Origin of the sequence: Pseudomonas sp. LFS044 (genome assembly GCF_047978245.1) — a bacterium.
GTDB lineage: Bacteria > Pseudomonadota > Gammaproteobacteria > Pseudomonadales > Pseudomonadaceae > Aquipseudomonas.
The window spans coordinates 77,420-98,513 of the sequence record NZ_JBFPFX010000020.1; the positions used below are offsets into that span (position 1 = coordinate 77,420).

Annotated in this window: 1 protein-coding gene (only partly in view); it reads right to left on the reverse strand. The window is 67.9% G+C overall.

Annotated features, from left to right (window positions below; all coding sequences use genetic code 11):
• Positions 1-20,601: the 5' portion of a non-ribosomal peptide synthase/polyketide synthase gene (locus tag ACNQPL_RS17815; protein ID WP_416467424.1), read on the reverse strand. It extends 1,746 nt beyond the left edge of the window; 20,601 of the gene's 22,347 nt are visible here — the first part of the coding sequence; it begins with the start codon at positions 20,599-20,601; its stop codon lies off the left edge, out of view.
• Positions 20,602-21,094 lie beyond the last annotated feature (493 nt).

The following is a 21,094-nucleotide window of genomic DNA, read 5'->3' on the forward strand; positions in this document are numbered from 1 at the left end:
GTTGAAGGCCACCAGCACACGCTGCCGCTCCTCCGCCTCCAGCACCGGCAAGCGCTGCAACGGCAGTTCAGGCTCATGCTCCAGCGCCGCGACCATGGCTTCGAGCACCTGGTTCATCTGCCCGCAGATCCGCGCCGCGCCTATGTCCGCAGGCGTCATGGCCACCAGACGGAAGCCGTCGCCCAGGTCATCCACGTTGAGGCCCAGCGGATAGTTGCTGCGCTCCTGGCTTTGCAGGTTGTCGATACCCTCGGTCGCCTTGCGCTGGCTGGCACTGACCTGGGTGCTGTGGCGGTAGTTGAGCATTGCGCTGAACAGCGGCAACGGTGCCGCCACGCCGCTGCAGCGCTGGGCCAACGCCAGAGAAGCATGCTCGTGGGCCAGCAGCGCGCTGAGGCGCTGGTGGGCCGCCCGCGCGCCTTCACGCAGGCCGGTGCCGGCCAGGTCGATGCGCAGCGGCAAGGTGTTGATGAACATGCCCAGCGCCCGCTCGGCACCCTCGCCGCCCTGCAAGCGGCCAAGCAGCACGGTGCCGAACACCACGCTGTCCTTGCCGCTGGCGGCCGCGAGCAACCGCGCCCAGGCCAGGTGGAACAGGCTGGCGACACTGATACCCAGTTGCCGCCCTTGTTGGCGCAGGCGCTGGGCCAGGTCGTCATGCAGCCACAGCTGCGCCTCCTCGATATCACGGCCATCGCCTTGCACGTCGCTCAGGCCGAACGGCAGGGTCGGCTCGTCGATATCGCCCAGCTGCGAGCGGAAGAACGCCTCGTGCTCGGCCTGGCTGACACCCAGGCGGGCCTGGGTCACGTAGTTGCGGTAAGGCACCGGCGCGTGGGCAGGTTCCGGGTTGCCCTGCAGGTAGCCGATCAGCTCTTCGCCGACCACTTCCATGGCGGTGTGGTCGAGGACGATGTGGTGGAACTGCAGGGTGGCTTCGATGGCCTGTTCGGTCTGGGTGTAGAACAGACGGATAAGCGGGGCCTGGCTCAGGTCGAGGCTGTGACTGCCCTCACCTTCGAAGATGCCCAGCGCTGCACGGCGCCAGACCACTTGCACAGGCTGCGGCAGGCCTTCCCAGAGTACGGCCGTGCGCAGCACGTCGTGGCGGGCGATGACGGTGTTCAACGCCGCAGCGAAGTTGGCCAGGTGCTCGCGGCTGGCGAACGCGAACCGCGATTGCAGCACGTAGGGGTCGTGCTCCGCTGCACTCAAGTGATGGTAGAGGATGCCTTCCTGCAGCGGCGCCAGCGGGTAGATGTCCTGCACGTTCGCAGCACCGCCCGGCACGCTGGCGACGATCCGCTCGATGGCGTGCGGCTGCAACGCCACCAGCGGCAGCATGGCCGGGGTGATGTGGGTGCAGCCAGCGGGGATCAGGTTGTCCGGCACTTCCACCAGCCGTGCCTGGCCCAGGGTCGCCGCCAAAGCGGCGATGGTCGGCTGGCCGAACAACGTGCGTACGTCGACCTGCAGGCCGTCGCGGCGCAGGCGCGCGGTGAGGTTCACCGCCAGCAGCGAATGCCCGCCCAGTTCGAAGAAGTTGTCATGCCGGCCGACCTGCGCCACGCCCAGCATCTCGGCCCAGACGTTGGCAAGCGCGGTTTCCACGGAGCCTTGCGGAGCAACATAGGCCTGCCCGCAGAGCAGTTCCGGGGCCGGGACTGGCAAGGCCTTGCGGTCGAGCTTGCCATGGGGGGTCAGTGGCAAGGCATCCAGAGGGATAAACGCCAGCGGCACCAAGTGCGACGGCAGGCTGGCCTGCAGCGCCTCCCGCAGTGCCTCCAGCGGCGCCGCGCCGGTGAACCAGGCCAGCAAGCGCTCGTCACGCACCAGCACCACCGCATCCTGGATGCCCGGCTGCGCTGCCAGTACGGCTTCAATTTCGCCAAGCTCCACGCGCACGCCGCGGATCTTCACCTGGTCGTCATTGCGCCCCAGGTAGTCGAGGGTGCCATCGGCGTTCCAGCGCACCAGGTCACCACTGCGGTACATCCGCGCCTGGGCCTGGGCACTGAACGGGTCGACGAGGAAACGCTCGGCGGTGAGTTCGGGCCGGTTCAGGTAACCCCGGGCGACACCCGCACCGCCGATGTACAGCTCGCCGACCGCACCCACCGGTACCGGCTGACGATGCGCGTCCAGCACATAGACGCAGGTGTTGGCGATCGGCAGGCCGATATGCAGGGCGCCACCCGGCTGCAGTTGGCCGGAAGTGGCGACCACGGTCGCCTCGGTCGGGCCATAGTTGTTGACCAGGGCAAAGCCTGGGTCACGGTCGAACTGGCGCAGGCGATCGCCGCCGACCAGCAGGGTACGCAGGGTCGGGTGCTGGCGTTGGCGGCGCAGCGCCTGCTCGGCCACCGGCGTGGGCAGGAAGCTGACCTGCAGCGGTTGCTCCAGCCACCAGTCGAGCAGTTCGTCGACGTGTTCCCCGGCAATGCGCGCAGGCGGCAGGTGCAGCACCGCCCCGCTGCACAGGGCCGGCCAGACTTCCCAGGCCACGGCGTCGAAACCGAAACCGGCCACGGTGCTGGTGTGGCTGCCCGCGCCGAGGTCGAAGGCTTCACAGTGCCAGTGCAGCAGATTGGCCAGCGTGCCGTGCTCGACCATCACCCCTTTGGGCTGGCCGGTGGAGCCGGAGGTATAGATCACATAGGCCAGCTGCTGGTCGTCCAGACCCGCGACTTGCGGGTTGATGTCCGTTTCGCCCTGCCAGTCATCGCGGTCCAGCTCGACCCGTGGGCTATCGCCGAGCACGCCCAGCGTGCTCGCGTCGGCCAGCACCAGCGCCGGGGCGCTGTCCTGCAGCAGGTAGGCAATGCGCTCGGCCGGGTAACCAGGGTCCACCGGCACATAGGCAGCACCCGCCTTGAGCACCGCCAGCAGGCCGACCAGGCGTTCGAGGCTGCGCGGCAGGCACAGGGCAACCCGGTCGCCCAGTTGCACGCCGCGGCGGATCAGGTGGTGGGCCAGGCGGTTGGCGCTGCGGTTCAACTCTCCGTAACTCAGCACCTGGCCATCCTGCACCAGGGCCGCCGCTTGCGGCGCACGGGCGGCCCAGGCTTCCACCAGGGCATGCACGGTCTGCCCCTGCGGGTAGGCGCGGGCGGTGGCGTTGAAGGTGTGCAGTACCTGATGGCGGGCCGGTGCGTCGAGGATCGGGAGTGCGTCCACGGGGGTGCTGTCGGCGTGTGCCAGCGCATCGCTCAACTGCGCCAACGCCTGGTTCATCCACTGGGCGACACGCCCGGCACCGATGCCCTGCTGGGCGAGCACGCTCAAGGTGAAGCCGTCGCCCAGGTCGTCGACGCTGAGGGTCAGCGGGTAGTTGCTGCGCTCTTCGCCGCCCAGCAGGCGCACGCCCTGCACGCTGGCATCGCCTTCGGCAGGTGCAGCGGCACTGCTGTGGCGGTAGTTGAACAAGGCACTGAACAACGCTAAGCCAGGTGCCACGCCGCTGCAGCGCTGGGCCAATGCCAGCGAGGCGTGTTCATGGCCGAGCAGTGCCGACAGGCGCTGGTGGGTAACCCGTACGGCCTGCAGCGCAGGCGCGGCAAGGTCGATACGCAGCGGCAGGGTATTGATGAACACACCCAGCGCACGGTCGGCGCCTTCACCGCCCTGCAGGCGGCCCATCAGCACGGTGCCGAACACCACGTCGCTGCGGTTGGCCAGCACCCCGAGCACCCGCGCCCAGGCCAGGTGCGCCAGGCTTGCGGCGCTTACGCCCAGGCGCCGGGCCTGCTCGCGCAGCTGCCGGGCCACCGCTGCATCGACGGGTAATTGTGCCTCTTCGATGGCGCGGCCATCGCCTTGCACATCGGCCAGGCCGAACGGCAGGGTCGGTTCGTCAAGGTCGCCGAGCATGTCGCGGAAGAACGCTTCGTGCCCGGCATCATCCGCCCCCAGGCGGGCCTGGGCGACGTAGGTGCGGTAAGGCACCGGTGCGGGCAGGTGCGCGGCGTTACCCGCCAGCAATGCCTGCATTTCGCCGGCAATCACTTCCATGGCGGTGTGGTCGAGGGCCAAGTGGTGGAACTGCAGGATGGCCACCACGCGCTGGTTGGCCGGGTCGTCGGCATGCACCAGGCGCATCAGCGGTGCCCGCGCCAGGTCAATGCGCTGGTGGCGGGCGTCGAAACGGGCCTGCAAGGCATCGATCGGCGAAGCGCCGGCCAGGTCGGTGATTGCCGTCACCTCCATGCGTGCTGCTCGCCAGACCACCTGCACCGGTTGCTCCAGCCCCTCGGTCAGCACCGACGTGCGCAGGATGTCATGGCGGTCGATGACCTGCTGCAGCGCCCCGGCCCAGGCCTGCAGGCGGGCCAGGCTGTCGAAGGCCAGGCGCGATTGCAGCAGGTACGGGTCGCCCTGCTCGGCGCTCAGGTGGTGATAGAGAATGCCCTCCTGCAGCGGCGCCAGCGGGTAGATCTCCTGCACGTTGGCAGCGCCGCCCGGGACGCTGGCGACGATCCTGTCGATGCTGGCCTGGTCGAGCTCGACCAGGCTGAGCATGGCCGGTGTGATCCGCTCGGCGCCCTCGGGCACGCGGTTGGCGGGCACTTGCACTTCGCGGCCACTGCCCACCGCTGCGGCCAGGGCGGCCAGGGTGGGCTGGGCGAACAGCACACGCACATCGGCGCTGAGGCCGGCCTTGCGCATGCGCTCGATCAGGGTCACGGCCAGCAGCGAGTGGCCACCCAGTTCGAAGAAGTGATCGTGGCGGCCTACTTGCTCGACCTTGAGCAGCTCTGCCCAGATCGCCGCGAGGCTGCGCTCCACCTGGCCCTGCGGCGCCTCGAAGGCACGGCTGAGCAGCGCCTCGGTGCCGGGCAGCGGCAGCGCGCGGCGGTCGAGTTTGCCGTTGGCGGTCAGCGGCAGTTCAGCCACGTGCACATAGGCTGCTGGCAGCATGTAGTCGGGCAATTGGCCTTGCAGCTGGCCGTGCAGCTCGGCGATGGCCGGGGCCGTGCCGTGTGCCGTGAAGTAGGCGACCAGGCGCTTGTCGCCCGGCGTGTCCTCGCGCAGCACCACGGCCGTGTCGCGAACGCCGGTGCAGTTGGCCAGGCTGGCCTCGATCTCGCCCAGCTCGATGCGAAAGCCGCGCAGCTTGATCTGCTGGTCGGCGCGGCCCAGGTAGCGCAGGGTACCGTCGGCCTGCCAGCTCACCAGGTCGCCGCTGCGGTACATGCGTGCGCCTGCCTCGGGGCTGAACGGGTCGTCCAGGAAGCGCTCGGCAGTCAATGCCGGTTGGCCCAGGTAACCGAGGGCGACGCCGTCGCCGCCGATGTAGAGTTCGCCCACGGCACCGACCGGCAGCGGCTGCTGGCGGGCGTCGAGCACATAGCAGCGGCCGTTGCCGATCGGCTGGCCAATGGGGATGCTGCCCTCGCCGACTTCGGTGATCTCGTGGGTGGTACTGAACGTGGTGGCTTCGGTCGGGCCGTAGCCGTTCAGCAGGTGGGCCGGTGCACCTTCACGCAGCACCCTGGCGATCACAGCCGGGTCCAGCACATCACCGCCCACCATCAGGTAACGCAGCTTGGCCAGCGCCGGCAGCAGGTCGCCGGCAAACTGGTGGAACAGCCCGGCAGTCAGCCACAGCACGCTCACGCCCTGCTCCAGCAACGCATCACGCAAGGCTTCGCGTGACAGCACCTGATGCTGGTCGATGACCACCACGCGCCCCCCGTTGAGCAACGGCGCCCAGACCTCCAGCGTACTGGCATCAAACGCGGGGTTGGAGGCAAAGGCAACCCGGTCCTGGTTGTTGAACGCGGCAAAACCGTTGTTGATCACCAGGCGCACGATGGCCCGGTGCGGCACTTGCACGCCTTTTGGCGTACCGGTGGAGCCTGAGGTGTACATGATGTACGCCGCGCTGTTGGCGTTCACCGCCAGCCCTGGCGACTGGGCGGGGTAGCCTGCAAGGTCGAGCTGGTCCAGCTCGACCCGCTGGGCCTGGCCCAGTTGCGGCTCGTCGCTGAGGGTCAACAGCACCTGCGCCTGGCTGTCGGCAACCATGAACGCCTGGCGCTCGACCGGCGCATTGCTGTCCAGCGGTACATAGACCGCCGCGCATTTGCTGGCGGCCAGTTGCGCCGCCAACAGGTCGACGCTGCGTGGCAGCAGCAGTGCGATGCGATCACCCGGGCGCACGCCAAGGGCCAGCAGGTGATGCGCCAGGCGGTTGGCGCGTTGATCAAGCTGCTGGTAGCTGACCTGCTGCTCGCCGTGCACCACCGCCACGGCGTCCGGGCTGAGCGCCGCATGGGCACCGAACAGGGTGTGCACGGCATGCTCGTGGGGGTAGTCACGGCGCGTGGCGTTGAAGCCATGCAGTACCAACTCGCGTTCGCCAGGCGCCAGGCAGCTGACCCGCTGCAGGGCGGTGGCCGGTGCCTGCTCCAGGGTATGCGCCAATTGCTCGAGGGCCGTGCCCAGCAGGCGGCACACCTGCGCCCCGTCCACTTGCGCCAGCGCTTGTACCGTGACAACGAAGCCATCGCCCAGGTCGTCGACGTTGACCACCAACGGGTAATTGCTTCGTTCATGGGCCGCCAGTTGCTCGATGCCTTGCCAGGCGTCGCGCAATTCGGCCTTGGCCGGTGCACTGTGGCGGAAGTTGAGCAGGCTGGTGAACAGCGGCTGGGTGGCCGGGACGCCGCTGCAGCGTTGGGCGACGGCCAGCGAGGCTTGCTCGTGGGCAAGCAGCCGCGCCAGGCGTTGATGGGTCAGGCGCACGCCGTCGGCGACGCCGGCTGCGCCGACGCTGACGCGCAACGGCAAGGTATTGATGAACATGCCCAGCGCCCGCTCGGCGCCCTCGCCGCCTTGCATACGGCCGAGCAGCACGGTACCGAACACCACTTCCTGGCGCCCGGACAGCTGCGCCAGCACCTGGCCCCAGGCCTGGTGGACCAGGCTGGCGACGCTGATACCCAGCTGCCTGGCCTGCTCACGCAGGCGCTTGGCAAGGCTGGCATCGAGCGCCTGTCGGCTGTCGAGCACGCGGCTGCCGTCGCTGTGCGCAGAGCGCAAGCCGAAGACTTCGGTCGGTTCGTCGATATCCCCCAACAACTCGCGGAACAGCGCCTCTTCGGCCTGGCTGTCGCCGCCGAGGCGCGCCTGGGCCACGTAGTTGCGGTAAGGCACGCTGGGGTGTGGCAGCGGCTGGTGCTGCAGCACGGCGGTAACTTCCGCCACCAGGTGCTCGACTGCGGCGTGGTCGAGGATGATGTGGTGAATCAGCAGGGTCGCTTCGAGGCGGCCGTTGACTTGCGCCGGGAGCAGGCGGATCAACGGCGCGGTGCCAAGGTTCAGGGCGTGGGCGTTTCCTTCGTTGGGCGAGACCGCGCCCACGGAGGGCACTTCGCGCCAGACGACCTGCACGGGTTCTTCGAGGTGCTGCCAGTGGATGCTGGTGCGCAGGATGTCGTGCCGCGCGATGACTTGATCCAGCGCAACAGCGAAGGCGTCCAGCGTGGCCTGGTCGGGGAAGGCGAAGCGCGCCTGCAGCACATAGGGGTCGGCGCCTTCGCTGGCCAGGTGGTGGTAGAGAATGCCCTGCTGCAGGGGTGCCAGGCCGTAGATGTCCTGGATATTACTGGCGCCGCCGGGGACCTGCGCCGTCAGCGTGTCGATCGAGGCTTGCGACAGATCGGCCAGCGGCAGCATGCCTGGCGTGATGTGCTTGCAATCAGCCGGTATGCGGTTGGCGGGCACCTTCAGGCCGGTTTCGCCGCTGACTGCAGCCGCCAGCGCCGCCAGGGTTGGTTGGCCGAACAGCACACGGATGTCGGCATGCAGGCCGTGTTGGCGCAGGCGCGAGGTGAGGGACACCGCCAGCAGCGAATGGCCGCCCAGTTCGAAGAAGTTGTCGTGGCGCCCTACCCGCTCCACACCCAGCAGTTCGGCCCAGATCGCGGCCAGCAGGGTTTCGGTTTCGCCTTCCGGGGCCTCGAACGGGCGGTCCTGAATGACATCGGGCTGCGGCAGGGCCTTGCGGTCGAGCTTGCCGTTGGGGCTCAGCGGCAATGCTTCGAGGTGCATGAACAGCGCGGGCACCATGAATTCCGGCAGATGCTTGAGCAGTGCGGCGCGCAGTATTTCTACCGCTTGCAGCTCGCCGGTGTAGTAGGCGATCAGGCGTTGATCGCGGGCCACCACCACGGCTTCCTTGATCCCCGCGATGGCGGTCAGGCCGGCCTGGATTTCCCCCAGTTCGATGCGCAGGCCGCGGATCTTCACTTGGTCGTCGTTGCGGCCCAGGTATTCGATATTGCCGTCCGCAAGGTGTCGCGCCAGATCGCCGGTGCGGTACAGACGCGCCCCGGGCCGGGTGGTGAACGGATCGTCGATGAAGCGTTCGGCGGTCAATTCAGCGCGGTTGAGGTAGCCACGGGCAACCTGCACGCCACCAATGAACAGCTCACCCGCTACGCCCTGAGGCACCGGCTGGCCTTGGCCGTCCAGTACGTACAGCGTGGTGTTGGCGATTGGCTTGCCGATTGGGGTGTTGTCCGGCGCGGTGACGCAGTGCCAGGCACTGACATCCACTGCGGCTTCGGTCGGACCGTAAAGGTTGTGCAGTTCGACCGTGGGCAATTGGGCGTGGAATCGCCGTACCAGGCTGCCCGGCAATGCTTCGCCGCTGCACAGCACGCGCTTGAGGCGATCTGCCGAAGCGTCGCCATGCGCCAGGAACACGTCCAGCATCGACGGCACGAAGTGCAAGGTGGTGACGCCTTCGCTACGAATCACCTGGCGCAGGTACTCCGGGTCGCGATGCCCGCCTGGGCGGGCCATGACCAGGCGTGCGCCGGTTTGCAGCGGCCAGAGGAATTCCCACACCGACACGTCGAAGCTGAACGGGGTTTTCTGCAGCACCACGTCATCGGGGCCAAGGCCGTAGGCCTCCTGCATCCACAACAGGCGGTTGACCACCCCGGCGTGCTCGTTCATCACGCCTTTGGGCAGGCCGGTCGAGCCCGAGGTATAAATCACGTAGGCCAAATGACGCGGGGTCAATGCCGCCAGCAAGGGATTAGAAGCCGGTTGTGCATGCCAGGTCGGCTGATCCAGGTCGATCACCAGCCCCGCTTCCGGCACATGGCGAGTGGCGGCATGCACCAGCACCGCGACCGGCGCGCTGTCGCTCAGCATGTGGCGCACACGTTCGGCCGGGTAATCCGGATCGACGGGCACATAGGCACCACCGGCTTTGAGAATGGCGAGCAGCCCCACCACCATCGACAACCCACGTTCGACGCAGATAGCTACGCGATCGTCTGGTCTCACCCCAAGATCAATCAGATGGTGCGCCAGGCGGTTAGCCTGCTCGTTGAGCTGGCGATAGCTCAACGTACCCTCTTCAGCCCGCACGGCCACGGCATCCGGCGTGCGCTCGACCTGCGCCTCGATCAGGCCATGCAAGGTTTGCGCAAGGTTGTAGTCCTGCGCCGTGTCGTTGAAGTCCACCAGCACACGCTGCCGCTCCACGGCCTCCAGCACCGGCAAGCGCTGCAACGGCAGCTCAGGTTCGTGCTCCAGCGCCGCGACCATGGCCTCGAGCACCTGCTTCATCTGCCCGCAGATCCGCGCCGCACCTATGTCCGCAGGCGTCATGGCCACCAGGCGGAAGCCGTCACCCAGGTCATCGACGTTCAGGCTCAACGGGTAGTTGGTGCGTTCCTGCCCCTCCAGTACCTCGATGCCCTGCCACGCCTGACGCTGCTCGGCACTGCTTTGAGCACCGTGGCGGTAGTTGAGCATTGCGCTGAACAACGGCAACGGTGCCGCCACGCCGCTGCAACGCTGGGCCAACGCCAGGGAAGCATGCTCGTGGGCCAGCAGTGCGCTGAGCCGCTGATGGGTGGCATGGGCCGCCGCGCGCAGGCTGACGCTGCCCAGGTCGACCCGTAGCGGCAAGGTGTTGATGAACATACCCAGTGCCCGCTCGGCGCCCTCGCCGCCTTGCAGGCGACCCAGCAAGACGGTGCCGAACACCACGCTGTCCTTGCCGCTGGCCGCTGCCAGCAGGCGTGCCCAGGCCAGGTGGAACAGGCTGGCGACGCTGATGCCCAGCACCCGCGCCTGGTGGCGCAGGCCAGCGGCCAGTTGCGCAGACAAGGGCAGCTTGACCTCCTGCATGCCACGGCCATCGCCTTGCACGTCGCTCAGGCCGAACGGCAGGGTCGGCTCGTCGATATCGGCCAGCTGCGAACGGAAGAACGCCTCGTGCTCGGCCTGGCTGATGCCCAGGCGGGCCTGGGCGACGTAGTTGCGATAGGGTGCCGGCGGCTGCGTGGGGGCAGGTTCGCCCTGGAGCAAGGCGACCAACTCTTCACCAATGACTTCCAGGGCCGTGTGGTCGAGGACGATGTGGTGGAATTGCAGGGTGGCTTCGATGCGTTGGCCGTCAGCCGGTTGGGCATGCAGCAGGCGGATCAGCGGGGCGCTGCTCAAGTTGAGGTCGGCGGCGCTGCTTTCGCGGGGCAAGCCCGCTCCCACAAGATCTGCGTCAACAGTGACCGGGGGGACCGTGCGCCAGACCACTTGCACCGGTTGCGGCAGGCCGTCCCAGAGCACAGCGGTGCGCAGTACATCGTGGCGGGCGATGACCTGGTCCAGGGCGTTGGCGAAGGCTTGCAGGCGTACAAGGCTGTCGAAGCGCAGCCGCGAATACAGCACGTACGGGTCGTGCTCAGGCGCGCTCAGGTGGTGGTAGAGGATACCTTCCTGCAACGGCGCCAGCGGGTAGATGTCCTGCACGTTGGCGGCGCCACCGGGCACGCTGGCGACGACCCGGTCGATGGCCGCCTGGTCGAGCTCGACCAGGCTGAGCAGGTCCGGGGTGATCGAAGCGCAATCTGCCGGGATACGGTTCTCGGGCACATCGACCTGCTGGTTCTGGCCGAGGGTCGCTGCCAGCGCGGCAATGGTCGGCTGGCCGAACAGGGTTCGTACATCGACCTGCAGCCCCTCCAGACGCAGGCGTGCGGTCAGGCTCACGGCCAACAGCGAGTGGCCACCCAGTTCGAAGAAGTTGTCGTGCCGCCCTACCTGCTCGACACCCAGCAGTTCGGCCCATAGGCGTGCCAGCAGGGTTTCGGTGCTGCCTTGCGGTGCCTCGAAGGGGCGTTGCTGCAAGGCAGCGTCCGGCGCGGGCAGCGCTTTGCGGTCAAGCTTGCCGTTGGGTGTCAACGGCAGGCTGTCGAGGTGGATGAACAGCCCCGGCACCATGTACTCGGGCAGCTGTGTCAGCAACGCCTGGCGCAGGCTGTCAGCTGGCTGTTCGGCGCCGGTGTAGTACCCGACCAGGCGCTCGTCAAAGGCCAGCACCACGGCTTCGCGCACACTGTCCACGCCGCTCAGGCAGGCCTCGATCTCACCCGGTTCGATCCGCAGGCCGCGGATTTTCACCTGGTGGTCGTTACGGCCCAGGAACTCGAGGTTGCCGTCGGCCCGCTGGCGCACCAGGTCGCCGCTGCGGTATAGCCGCTCGCCCGCCACGAACGGGCTGGCAATGAAGCGCTCGGCCTGCTGCTGCGCCAGGCCCAGGTAGCCCCGGGTGACGCCGGCGCCGCCGATATGCAGGTGGCCGGCCACGCCCCACGGCACCGGCTGGTCGAGGCTGTCGAGCACGTACAGGTGGGTATTGTCGATCGGCCGGCCGATCGGCAGTACGCCGGGTGGCAGCGCGGCATCGGGTTCCAGGGTCCACACGCTGCAGTCGACCGTCGTTTCGGTGGGGCCGTAGACGTTGTGCAGGCGCACCCCCGGCAGGCGCTGGCGTACACGTGCCGCCAGGGCTGCGGTCAACTCGCCGCCGCCACAGACGATATCGCTGAGGCTGCTGCACTGGGCGCTTTGCGCTTCATCGAGGAATTGCTGCAGCAGCGCCGGTACGAACTGCACCACGCTCACCTGCTGCTTCTGGATGAGCTGCGCAAGGTACTGCGGGTCACGCTGGCCGTCTGGCCGTGCCAGCACCAGGCGCAGGCCGCTGCACAGCGGCCAGAACAGCTCCCACACCGAGGCGTCGAAGCTGACCGGGGTCTTGTGCAGCACGCTGCCTTCGGCCGGCACGGCGCACAGGCGGCGGCTCCAGTGCACCAGGTTGACCACGTTGCGGTGCTCGACCATCACGCCCTTGGGCAGGCCGGTGGAGCCGGAGGTGTAGATCACGTACGCCAGGTGCTGCGCTGCCAGGCCCGGTACACGCGGGTTGCTGAGCGGCTGGGCGCCCCAGGCCGGCTGGTCCAAATCGACCAGCAGCGCTGGCGACGCTTGCACTGCCGCACGGGTGGCACCGTGCACCAGCACGGCCAACGGGGCGCTGTCGGCCAGCATGTGGCGGATACGCTCGGCCGGGTAGCCGGGGTCGACCGGCACGTATGCCCCGCCCGCTTTCAGAATGGCAAGCAAGCCGACCACCAGCGACAGGCCACGCTCGACGCAGATCGCCACGCGGTCGTCGGGTTTTACCCCAAGGCCGATCAGGTAGTGGGCCAGGCGGTTGGCCTGCTCGTCCAGTTGGCGGTAGCTCAGCGTGCCTTCTTCGGCCACCAGGGCCAACGCATCAGGCGCACGCCGCACCTGCGCCTCGAACAGGCTGTGCAGGGGCTGTTGCAGGTCATGCGGCAACGCAGTGGCGTTGCTTTCGACCAGCAATTGCTGGCGTTCCTTGGCGGCCAGCACCGGCAGTTGCTGCAGGGGCAACTGTGGCTGCTGTTCCAGGGCATCGAGCAGGCCAACGAGTACCTGCAGCAGTTGCTCGCAGACCCGCTGCGCGCCCACCTGCGCAGTCACTTGGGCGGTCATGCGCAGGCCATCGCCCAGGTCGTCGACGTTGACGCTCAGCGGGTAGTTGCCATGCCCGCCGCTGGGCAATGCTTCGATGCCTTCAAGGGCTTCGCGGTGCATCTGTTGCTCGGCATTACTCGCCCCGTGGCGATAATTGAGCATCGCGCTGAACAACGGCAGTGGCGCGGCTACACCGCTGCAACGTTGGGCCAGGGCCAGCGACGCGTGTTCGTGCACCAGTAGCGCGCTCAGCCGCTCGTGGGCCAGACGCACACCGTCCCGTACGCCCAGGCCATCGAGGTCCAGGCGCAGCGGCAGGGTGTTGATGAACATGCCCAGGCCACGGTCGGCGCCGGCGCCACCTTGCAGGCGGCCGAGCAGCACGGTGCCGAACACCACGCTGCTGTTGCCGCTGGTGGCCGACACCAGGCGGGCCCAGGCCAGGTGCAGCAGGCTGGCGGCACTCACCCCCAGTTGCTGGGCCTGGTGGCGCAGGCGTTGGTAGTCGGCGGCTTGCAGTTGCACGCTGGCCAACTCGAAGCGGCTGGCCTGGGCCTGGAGATCGGTCAGGCCGTAGGGCAACGTCGGCTCAGCGATATCGGCCAGTTGGGTGCGGAAGAACGCTTCGTGCTCGGCTTCGCTGATGGCCAGGCGCGCCTGGGCCACGTAGTTGCGGTATGGCACGGGCGCGTGGCTTGGGGCTTGGCCGCGCAGGTGGTCGCGGATCTCTTCGAGCACCACCTTCATGGCGGTGTGGTCGAGGACGATGTGGTGGAATTGCAGGGTGGCTTCGATGCGTTGGCCGTCAGCCGGTTGGGCATGCAGCAGGCGGATCAGCGGGGCGCTGCTCAAATTGAGGTCGGCGGCGCTGCTTTCGCGGGGCAAGCCCGCTCCCACAAGATCTGCATCGACAGTGACCGGGGGGACCGTGCGCCAGACCACTTGCACGGGCTGCGGCAGGCCGTCCCAGAGCACCGCAGTGCGCAGCACGTCGTGGCGGGCGATGACCTTGTCCAGGGCGCTGGCGAAGGCGTGCAGCCGTGCAGGGCTGTCGAATGCAATGCGCCATTGCAGCAGGTACGGGTCTTCGCCGGCAGCACTGAGGTGGTGGTAGAGGATGCCTTCCTGCAGCGGCGCCAGCGGGTAGATGTCCTGAATGTTGGCGGCGCCGCCCGGCACCGTGGCCGCGATGCGGGCGATGCTGGCTTCACTCAGGTCGATCAGCGCCAGCATGTCCGGGGTGATGTGGGTGCAGGCGGGCGGGATGCGGTTTTCGGGCACCGTCACCTGGCGCCCTTTACCCAGCGCCGCCGCCAGTGCGGCCACTGTCGGCTGGCCGAACAGCACGCGCACGTCGGTTTGCAGGCCCTGTTGGCGCAGGCGCTCGATCAGGGTGACGGCCAGCAGCGAATGGCCGCCCAGCTCGAAGAAGTTGTCGTGGCGCCCTACCCGTTGCACACCCAGTACGTCAGCCCAGGTTGCGGCCATGGCGGCTTCGGTCTCGCCTTGAGGCGGCACGTAGCCTTGGCTGCCCAGGTCGGCGGCCGCGGGCTCGGGCAATGCACGGCGGTCGAGCTTGCCGTGGCTGGTCAGCGGCAGCTGGGCCAGGCGGATCAATGCTTGCGGCAACAGGTGTGCCGGCAGGCTGGCCTGCAGGGCCTGGCGCAGGTGGTCGAGCTGCACCGGCGCGGTTTCGGTGAACCAGGCCAGCAGCCGCTCGCCACGCACCAGCACCACGGCATCGTCAATGCCGGGCTGGGCCGCCAGGGCCGCTTCGATTTCGCCCAGCTCAACCCGCACGCCGCGGATTTTCACCTGGTCGTCGTTGCGGCCCAGGTAATCCAGGGTGCCATCGGCGTTCCAGCGCACCAGGTCGCCACTGCGGTACATGCGCGCGCCCGGCTTGCGGCTGAACGGGTCGTCGAGAAAGCGCTCGGCGGTCAGTTCGGGCCGGTTGAAATAGCCGCGGGCGACCTGCGCACCGCCAATGTAAAGCTCACCGGCAACCCCGATCGGCACTGGCTGGCGCTGTTCGTCGAGCACATAGACGCGGGTGTTGGCGATGGGCTGCCCGATGTGCAGCGCAGCACCCGGCAGCACCTTGCCAGAGGTGGCGACCACAGTGGTTTCGGTCGGGCCGTAATTGTTGACCAGGTCGAACCCGGGGTCGCGGTCGAACTGGCGCAGGCGGTCGCCACCGATCAGCAAGCTGCGCAAGGTGGGGTGCTGGCGCTCGCGGCGCAGCGCCTGCTCGGCCACCGGGGTGGGCAGGAAGCTGACTTTCAGGGGCTGCTCCAGCCACCAGTCGAGCAACTCGTCGACGTGCTCGTTGGCGATGTGCGCAGGCGGCAGGTGCAAGGTGGCACCGGCGCACAATGCCGGCCAGACCTCCCAGGCCATGGCATCGAACCCGAAACCGGCGACGCTGGAGGTGCGCTCGCCGGCGCCCAGCGCGAAGGCCTGGCAGTGCCAGTGCACCAGGTTGGCCAGCGTCTGGTGTTCGATCATCACGCCCTTGGGCTGGCCGGTAGAGCCGGAGGTGTACACCACATAGGCCAGGTGATGGGCATCCAGCCCGGCCACCTGCGGGTTGCTGTCGAATGAGTGCCAGGCGGCCGGCTGATCGATGTCCAGGCGTGGGGCGTCTGGCAGGCCATTGAGGCTCGACTCGGCCAGCAGCAAGGCGGGGGCGCTGTCACTGAGCAGGTAGGCGATACGTTCTGCCGGGTAGCTCGGGTCCACCGGCACGTAAGCGGCGCCGGCCTTGAGCACGGCCAGCAGGGCAATGACCCGCTCGATGCTGCGCGGCAGGCACAGGGCAACCCGGTCGCCCGGCTGCACACCGCGCTCGATCAGGCGGTGGGCCAGGCGGTTGGCACGTTGGTTCAGCTCGGCGTAACTCACCGCGCGGTCTGCCTGGCTCAGCGCCGAGGCGTCGGGCGTACGGGCGGCCTGGGCTTCGACCAGGGCGTGCACGGTCTGGCCTTGTGGGTACTCGCGGGCGGTGTCGTTGAAGCTGCCGAGCAGTTGATGGCGCGCCTCATCGCTGAGGATCGGCAGGCTATCGACCGAAGTGCCGTGACCTTGTTCGAGCGCTTGCAGCAGCTGGCCTACGGCTTCGGCCATCCAGGCGACAACCCGGGTGGCGCCGATGCCTTCGACTGCCAGCACGCTGAAACTGAAGCCTTCACCCAGGTCGTTGACGCTCAAGGTCAATGGGTAGTTGCTGCGCTCTTCGCCGCCCAGCAGCCGAACGCCTTCCCAGATCCCTTCGCCTTCGCGCGGCGCATCGGCTGCGCTGTGTCGGTAGTTGAGCAACGCGCTGAACAATGGCGCCGACGCCGCCACGCCGCTGCAACGCTGGGCCAGCGCCAGGGGGGCGTGCTCATGGCCAAGCAACCCCGACAGGCTGCGGTGGGTGGCGCGCACGGCCGCTTGCGCCGAGGCGCGGGTATCGACCCGCAGCGGCAAGGTGTTGATGAACATGCCCAAGGCGCGATCGGCGCCCTCGCCGCCCTGCAGGCGGCCCATCAGCACCGTGCCGAACACCACGTCGTGGCGGTTAGCGAGTACCCCCAGCACACGCGCCCAGGCCAGGTGCATCAGGCTTGCGGCGCTGACCCCTAGCTGGCGGGCCTGGCTGCGCAGGCGCTGGCTGAGGCCGCCATCCAGTGCCTGGAAGGCGGTTTCGATTCCGCGGCCGTCGCCTTGTACATCGGCAAAGCCCAGCGGCAAGGTCGGCTCGTCGACGTCTGCCAGCATCGTGCGAAAGAACGCTTCATGCCCGGCCTGGTCGGCCAGGCGGGCCTGGGCCACGTAGTTGCGGTACGGCACCGCCGCCGGCAGGGTATCGGCCTGGCCGAACAGCAGCGCGCGCATTTCCCGGGCGACCACGTCCATGGCGGTGTGGTCGAGGGTCAGGTGGTGGAACAGCAGGATCGCCACCACCTGCTGGTTGGCAGGGTCGAGGCTGTAGTAAAGGCGGGTCAGCGGCGCCTGGCCCAGGTCGAGGCGGTGGTGGCGGGCATCGAAGCGGGCGTGCAGCTGTTCGATGCGGGCGGCACCGGGCTCATCGGCCAGGTCGTCGATTTCGTTGACGGCAAGCTCCGCCTTGCGCCACACCACCTGCAGCGGCTGCGCCAGGCCTTGCCAGAGCACCGAGGTGCGCAGGATATCGTGGCGGTCGATGACCTGCTGCAGGGCGCCGGCCCAGGCCAGCAGGCGTTCGACGCTGTCGAAGGCCAGGCGGGTCTGCAGCAGGTACGGGTCGCCCTGCTCGGCACTCAGGTGGTGATAGAGAATGCCTTCCTGCAACGGCGCGAGTGGGTAGATTTCCTGCACGTTGGCGGCGCCACCGGGCACGCTGGCGACCACGGCGTCGATCGCGGCCTGGTCCAGGTCGATCAGGCTGAGCATGGCCGGGGTGATGCGTTGGGCGTTGTGCGGCACACGGTTGGCCGGCACCTGGGCTTCATGGCCGATCCCGGCTGCACTGGCGAGCGCCGCCAGGGTCGGCTGGGCGAACAGCACCCGCACGTCGATCACCAGGCCCGCCTTGCGCAGGCGCTCGACCAGGGTCACGGCGAGCAACGAATGGCCGCCCAGTTCGAAGAAGTTGTCGTGGCGCCCTACCCGCTCGACACCCAGCACCTCGGCCCAGATCGCGGCCATGGTCGTTTCGGTGGCGTTCTGCGGTGCTTCGTAGGCCTGGCCGGCCAGCAACGCACTGTCGGGGTCGGGCAGCGCGCGGCGGTCGAGCTTGCCGTGGCTGGTCAACGGCAGTTCAGCCAGGCGAATGAATGCGGCCGGTATCAGTTGCGCCGGCAGGCTGGCCTGCAGGGCCTGACGCAGTTGTTCAAGGTCTACCGGCGCGGTCTCGGTGAACCAGGCCAGCAGGCGCGCGTCGCGCACCAGTACCACCGCATCGGCAATACCCGGTTGGGCCGCCAGGGCGGCTTCGATTTCGCCCAGCTCCACCCGCACGCCGCGGACCTTCACCTGGTCATCGTTGCGGCCCAGGTAGTCCAGCGTGCCGTCGGTGTTCCAGCGCACCAGGTCGCCACTGCGGTACATGCGGGCGTTGGCAGCCTCGCTGAACGGGTCGGCCAGAAAACGCTGTTCGGTCAGTTCAGGGCGATTGAAGTAGCCGCGCGCGACCTGCGCACCGCCGATATACAACTCACCGGTAACACCTACCGGTACAGGCTGCAGGCCCTCATCGAGTACATACACGCGGGTATTGGCGATTGGCTGGCCGATATGCAGCGCCGCGCCGGGGGTGAGCTGCCCGGAGGTGGCAACCACCGTGGTTTCGGTTGGGCCGTAGTTGTTGACCACGGCAAAGCCTGGGTCGCGATCGAACTGGCGCAGGCGGTCACCGCCAATCAGCAAGGTGCGCAGGGTTGGGTGCTGGCGGTCGCGGCGCAAGGCCTGTTCGGCCACCGGGGTCGGCAGGAAGCTGACCTGCAGCGGCTGCTGCAGCCACCAGTCGAGCAACTCGTCGACGTGTTCGTGGCCGATGTGCACAGGCGGCAGGTGCAAGGTGGCACCGGCACACAAGGTTGGCCAGACTTCCCAGGCCATGGCGTCGAAACCGAAGCCTGCGACGCTGGAGCTGTGCGATTCGGCGTGCAGCTCGAATGCCTGGCAATGCCAATGGACAAGGTTTGCCAGGGTGTGGTGCTCGACCATCACCCCTTTGGGCTGGCCGGTGGAGCCGGAGGTGTAGACCAGGTAGGCCAGCTGCTGCGCGTCCAGCCCGGGCAGTGCCGGGTTGCAGTCGTCCGCCGCGAAGGCATCGGGCTGGTCGAGGTCCAGGCGCGGCAGGTTAGGCAGGTTCTGGATTGCCGTCGTCGCCAGTACCAGGGTTGGCGCACTGTCGGCCAGCAGATAGGCGATGCGCTCGGCCGGGTACGCCGGGTCCACGGGCACGTAGGCGGCGCCCGCCTTCAACACCGCCAGCAGGCCGACCAGGCGCTCGGCGCTGCGTGGCAGGCACAGGGCGACCCGGTCACCCACCTTGACCCCCTGCGCGATCAACTGGTGGGCAAGCTGGTTGGCGCGCCGGTTCAGCTCGGCGTAGCTGAGCACCTGCTCAGCCTGTACCAGCGCTGCCGCATGCGGCGCACGCGCGGCCTGGGCCTCGACCAGGGCATGCACGGTCTGCCCTTGCGGATAGGCCTGGGTGGTGCGGTTGAACTGCTGCAGCACTTGCTCGCGCTCGCGCGCCGGTAGCACCGGCAACACCTGCAGGGGGGTCGAAGGCTGGTGCTCCAGTGCTTGCACCAGGCTTGCCAGCACTTGTGCGAACTGCTCGCTCAAACGGGCCGCGCCCCACTGCGGCAGGCTCTGGACGGTCAGGCGCAGGTCGTCGCCCAGGTCATCGACACTGACAGTCAGCGGGTAGTCGGTGCGCTCTTCGGCGCCGACGATATCGATACCGGGTGCCACCGGAATGATTTCAGCCGCATCACCGGCGGCACTGTGGCGGTAGTTGAGCATGCTGTTGAAAAGCGGCGCCGGCGCGGCAACACCGCTGCAACGCTGGGCCAGGGCCAGGGAAGCCTGCTCATGGCCGAGCAAGGCAGTGAGGCGTCGATGCGTCGCCAGCAGTGCATCGCGCACCCCCTGCTGACCAAGGTCGATGCGCAGCGGCAGGGTGTTGATGAACATGCCCAAGGCTTGCTCGCTGCCGTCGCCGGTGGTCATGCGCCCCAGCAGGACGCTGCCGAACACCACGGCCTGGCGCGCCGACAATTGCCCTACCAGGCGGGCGAAGCCCAGGTGCAGCACGCTTGCCGGGCTTACCCCAAGCAAGCGCGCCTGGCTGCGCAGGCGTTGGCTGAGCGGCGCAGGCAAGGTCAGGCGCGCCTGTTCCAGGGCCTGGTCGCCTTCATCCTGCAGGCCGAAGGCCAAGGTCGGCTCATCGATGTCGGCCAGCATGTCGCGGAAGAAGTGCTCGTGGGTCTGCTCGTCCAGCGCCAGGCGGGCGGCGGCGAGTACGTTGCGAAACGGCATGGGCGCAGCCAGCTGCGCCGATTCACCGGCCAGATGCGCCTGGATTTCGCGGCGTACGATGTCCAGCGCGGTATGGTCCATCACCACGTGATGGAACATCAGCAAGGCGACCCACTCATCGCCTTCACTTTGCGCATGCATCAATTGCATCAGCGGTGCCTGGCGCAGGTCGAGGCGGTAGTGCCGTGGGTCAAATCGCGCGCACAGCTTGGCCAACGCATCGCTGCCATCGACCGCGATGGCCTCGCGCACCAGCGTCGCCTCCTGCCATACCACCTGCACCGGTTCGTCGAGGTATTCCCAATGCAGCGCCGTGCGCAGAATGTCATGGCGCTGGATCACCCATTGCAGGGCCTGGGCAAAGGCTTCGAGGTGCGCCTTGCTGGTGAAGCGCAGTTGCACCTGGGCGAGGTACGGATCGCCATCGCTGGCTGCCAGGTGCTGGTACAACATGCCTTGCTGCAGCGGCGCCAGCGGGTAGATGTCCTGCACATTGGCCGCGCCGCCCGGCACGCTGGCGACGATGCGGTCGATGGCCTGCTGGTCGAGTTGCACCAGCGGCAGCATGTCGGGGGTGATGCGAAACGCCGGGCTCAGCCAGTCGTCATCGCGTTCGGCGAGCATCTCCAGCAAGGCCGGCTTGTGCCGAGACAGCGCCTCCCACAGGGTATCGTCCAGGGTGTCGTCATCGCCCAGGACGATCAGGTCCTGGTCTTCGCGCTGGAGTCGGATCGCACGGGTGGAAAGAGCAGCCATCAGTTCGCTGAAGAGCATCGGTAAGCATCCTGCTTTGCCTGGAAATGGGAATCGGGGACACGCTAAAGGATCGTGACCGGACGGTCTGACATGGGAAGCGGGGACAGGGGCGTGTCTTGGGGGGCGCAAGCGCTAGTCAGGAGGTTTGTGGCGCTTCGCGAAGCGCTTGGCTTGGGATCTTCAGGGCCCTTGAGATCGAGCGCCGCCCGCGCGGCGCATCGCGGGCAAGCCCGCTCCTACATTTGTTGCAACGTGCCATGGCCTGATAGGCCATAGTTGTTAGCCTTGATGGCTCGACGAGATTTTTCGGCTGGTGCTGCCGGCGCCCCACCTGTCTTCAGCCATGCGCCAAGGCGAACAACCATGGCCTGACTGGAACGGCGCGTTGCAACAAATGTAGGAGCGGGCTTGCCCGCGATGCGCCGCGCGGGCGGCGCTCGATTTGTGCATCACCGAAAAATCCAAGCCAGGCCTCCGGTAGCCCCGACTCTATCTCCCCCCAAATCCACAG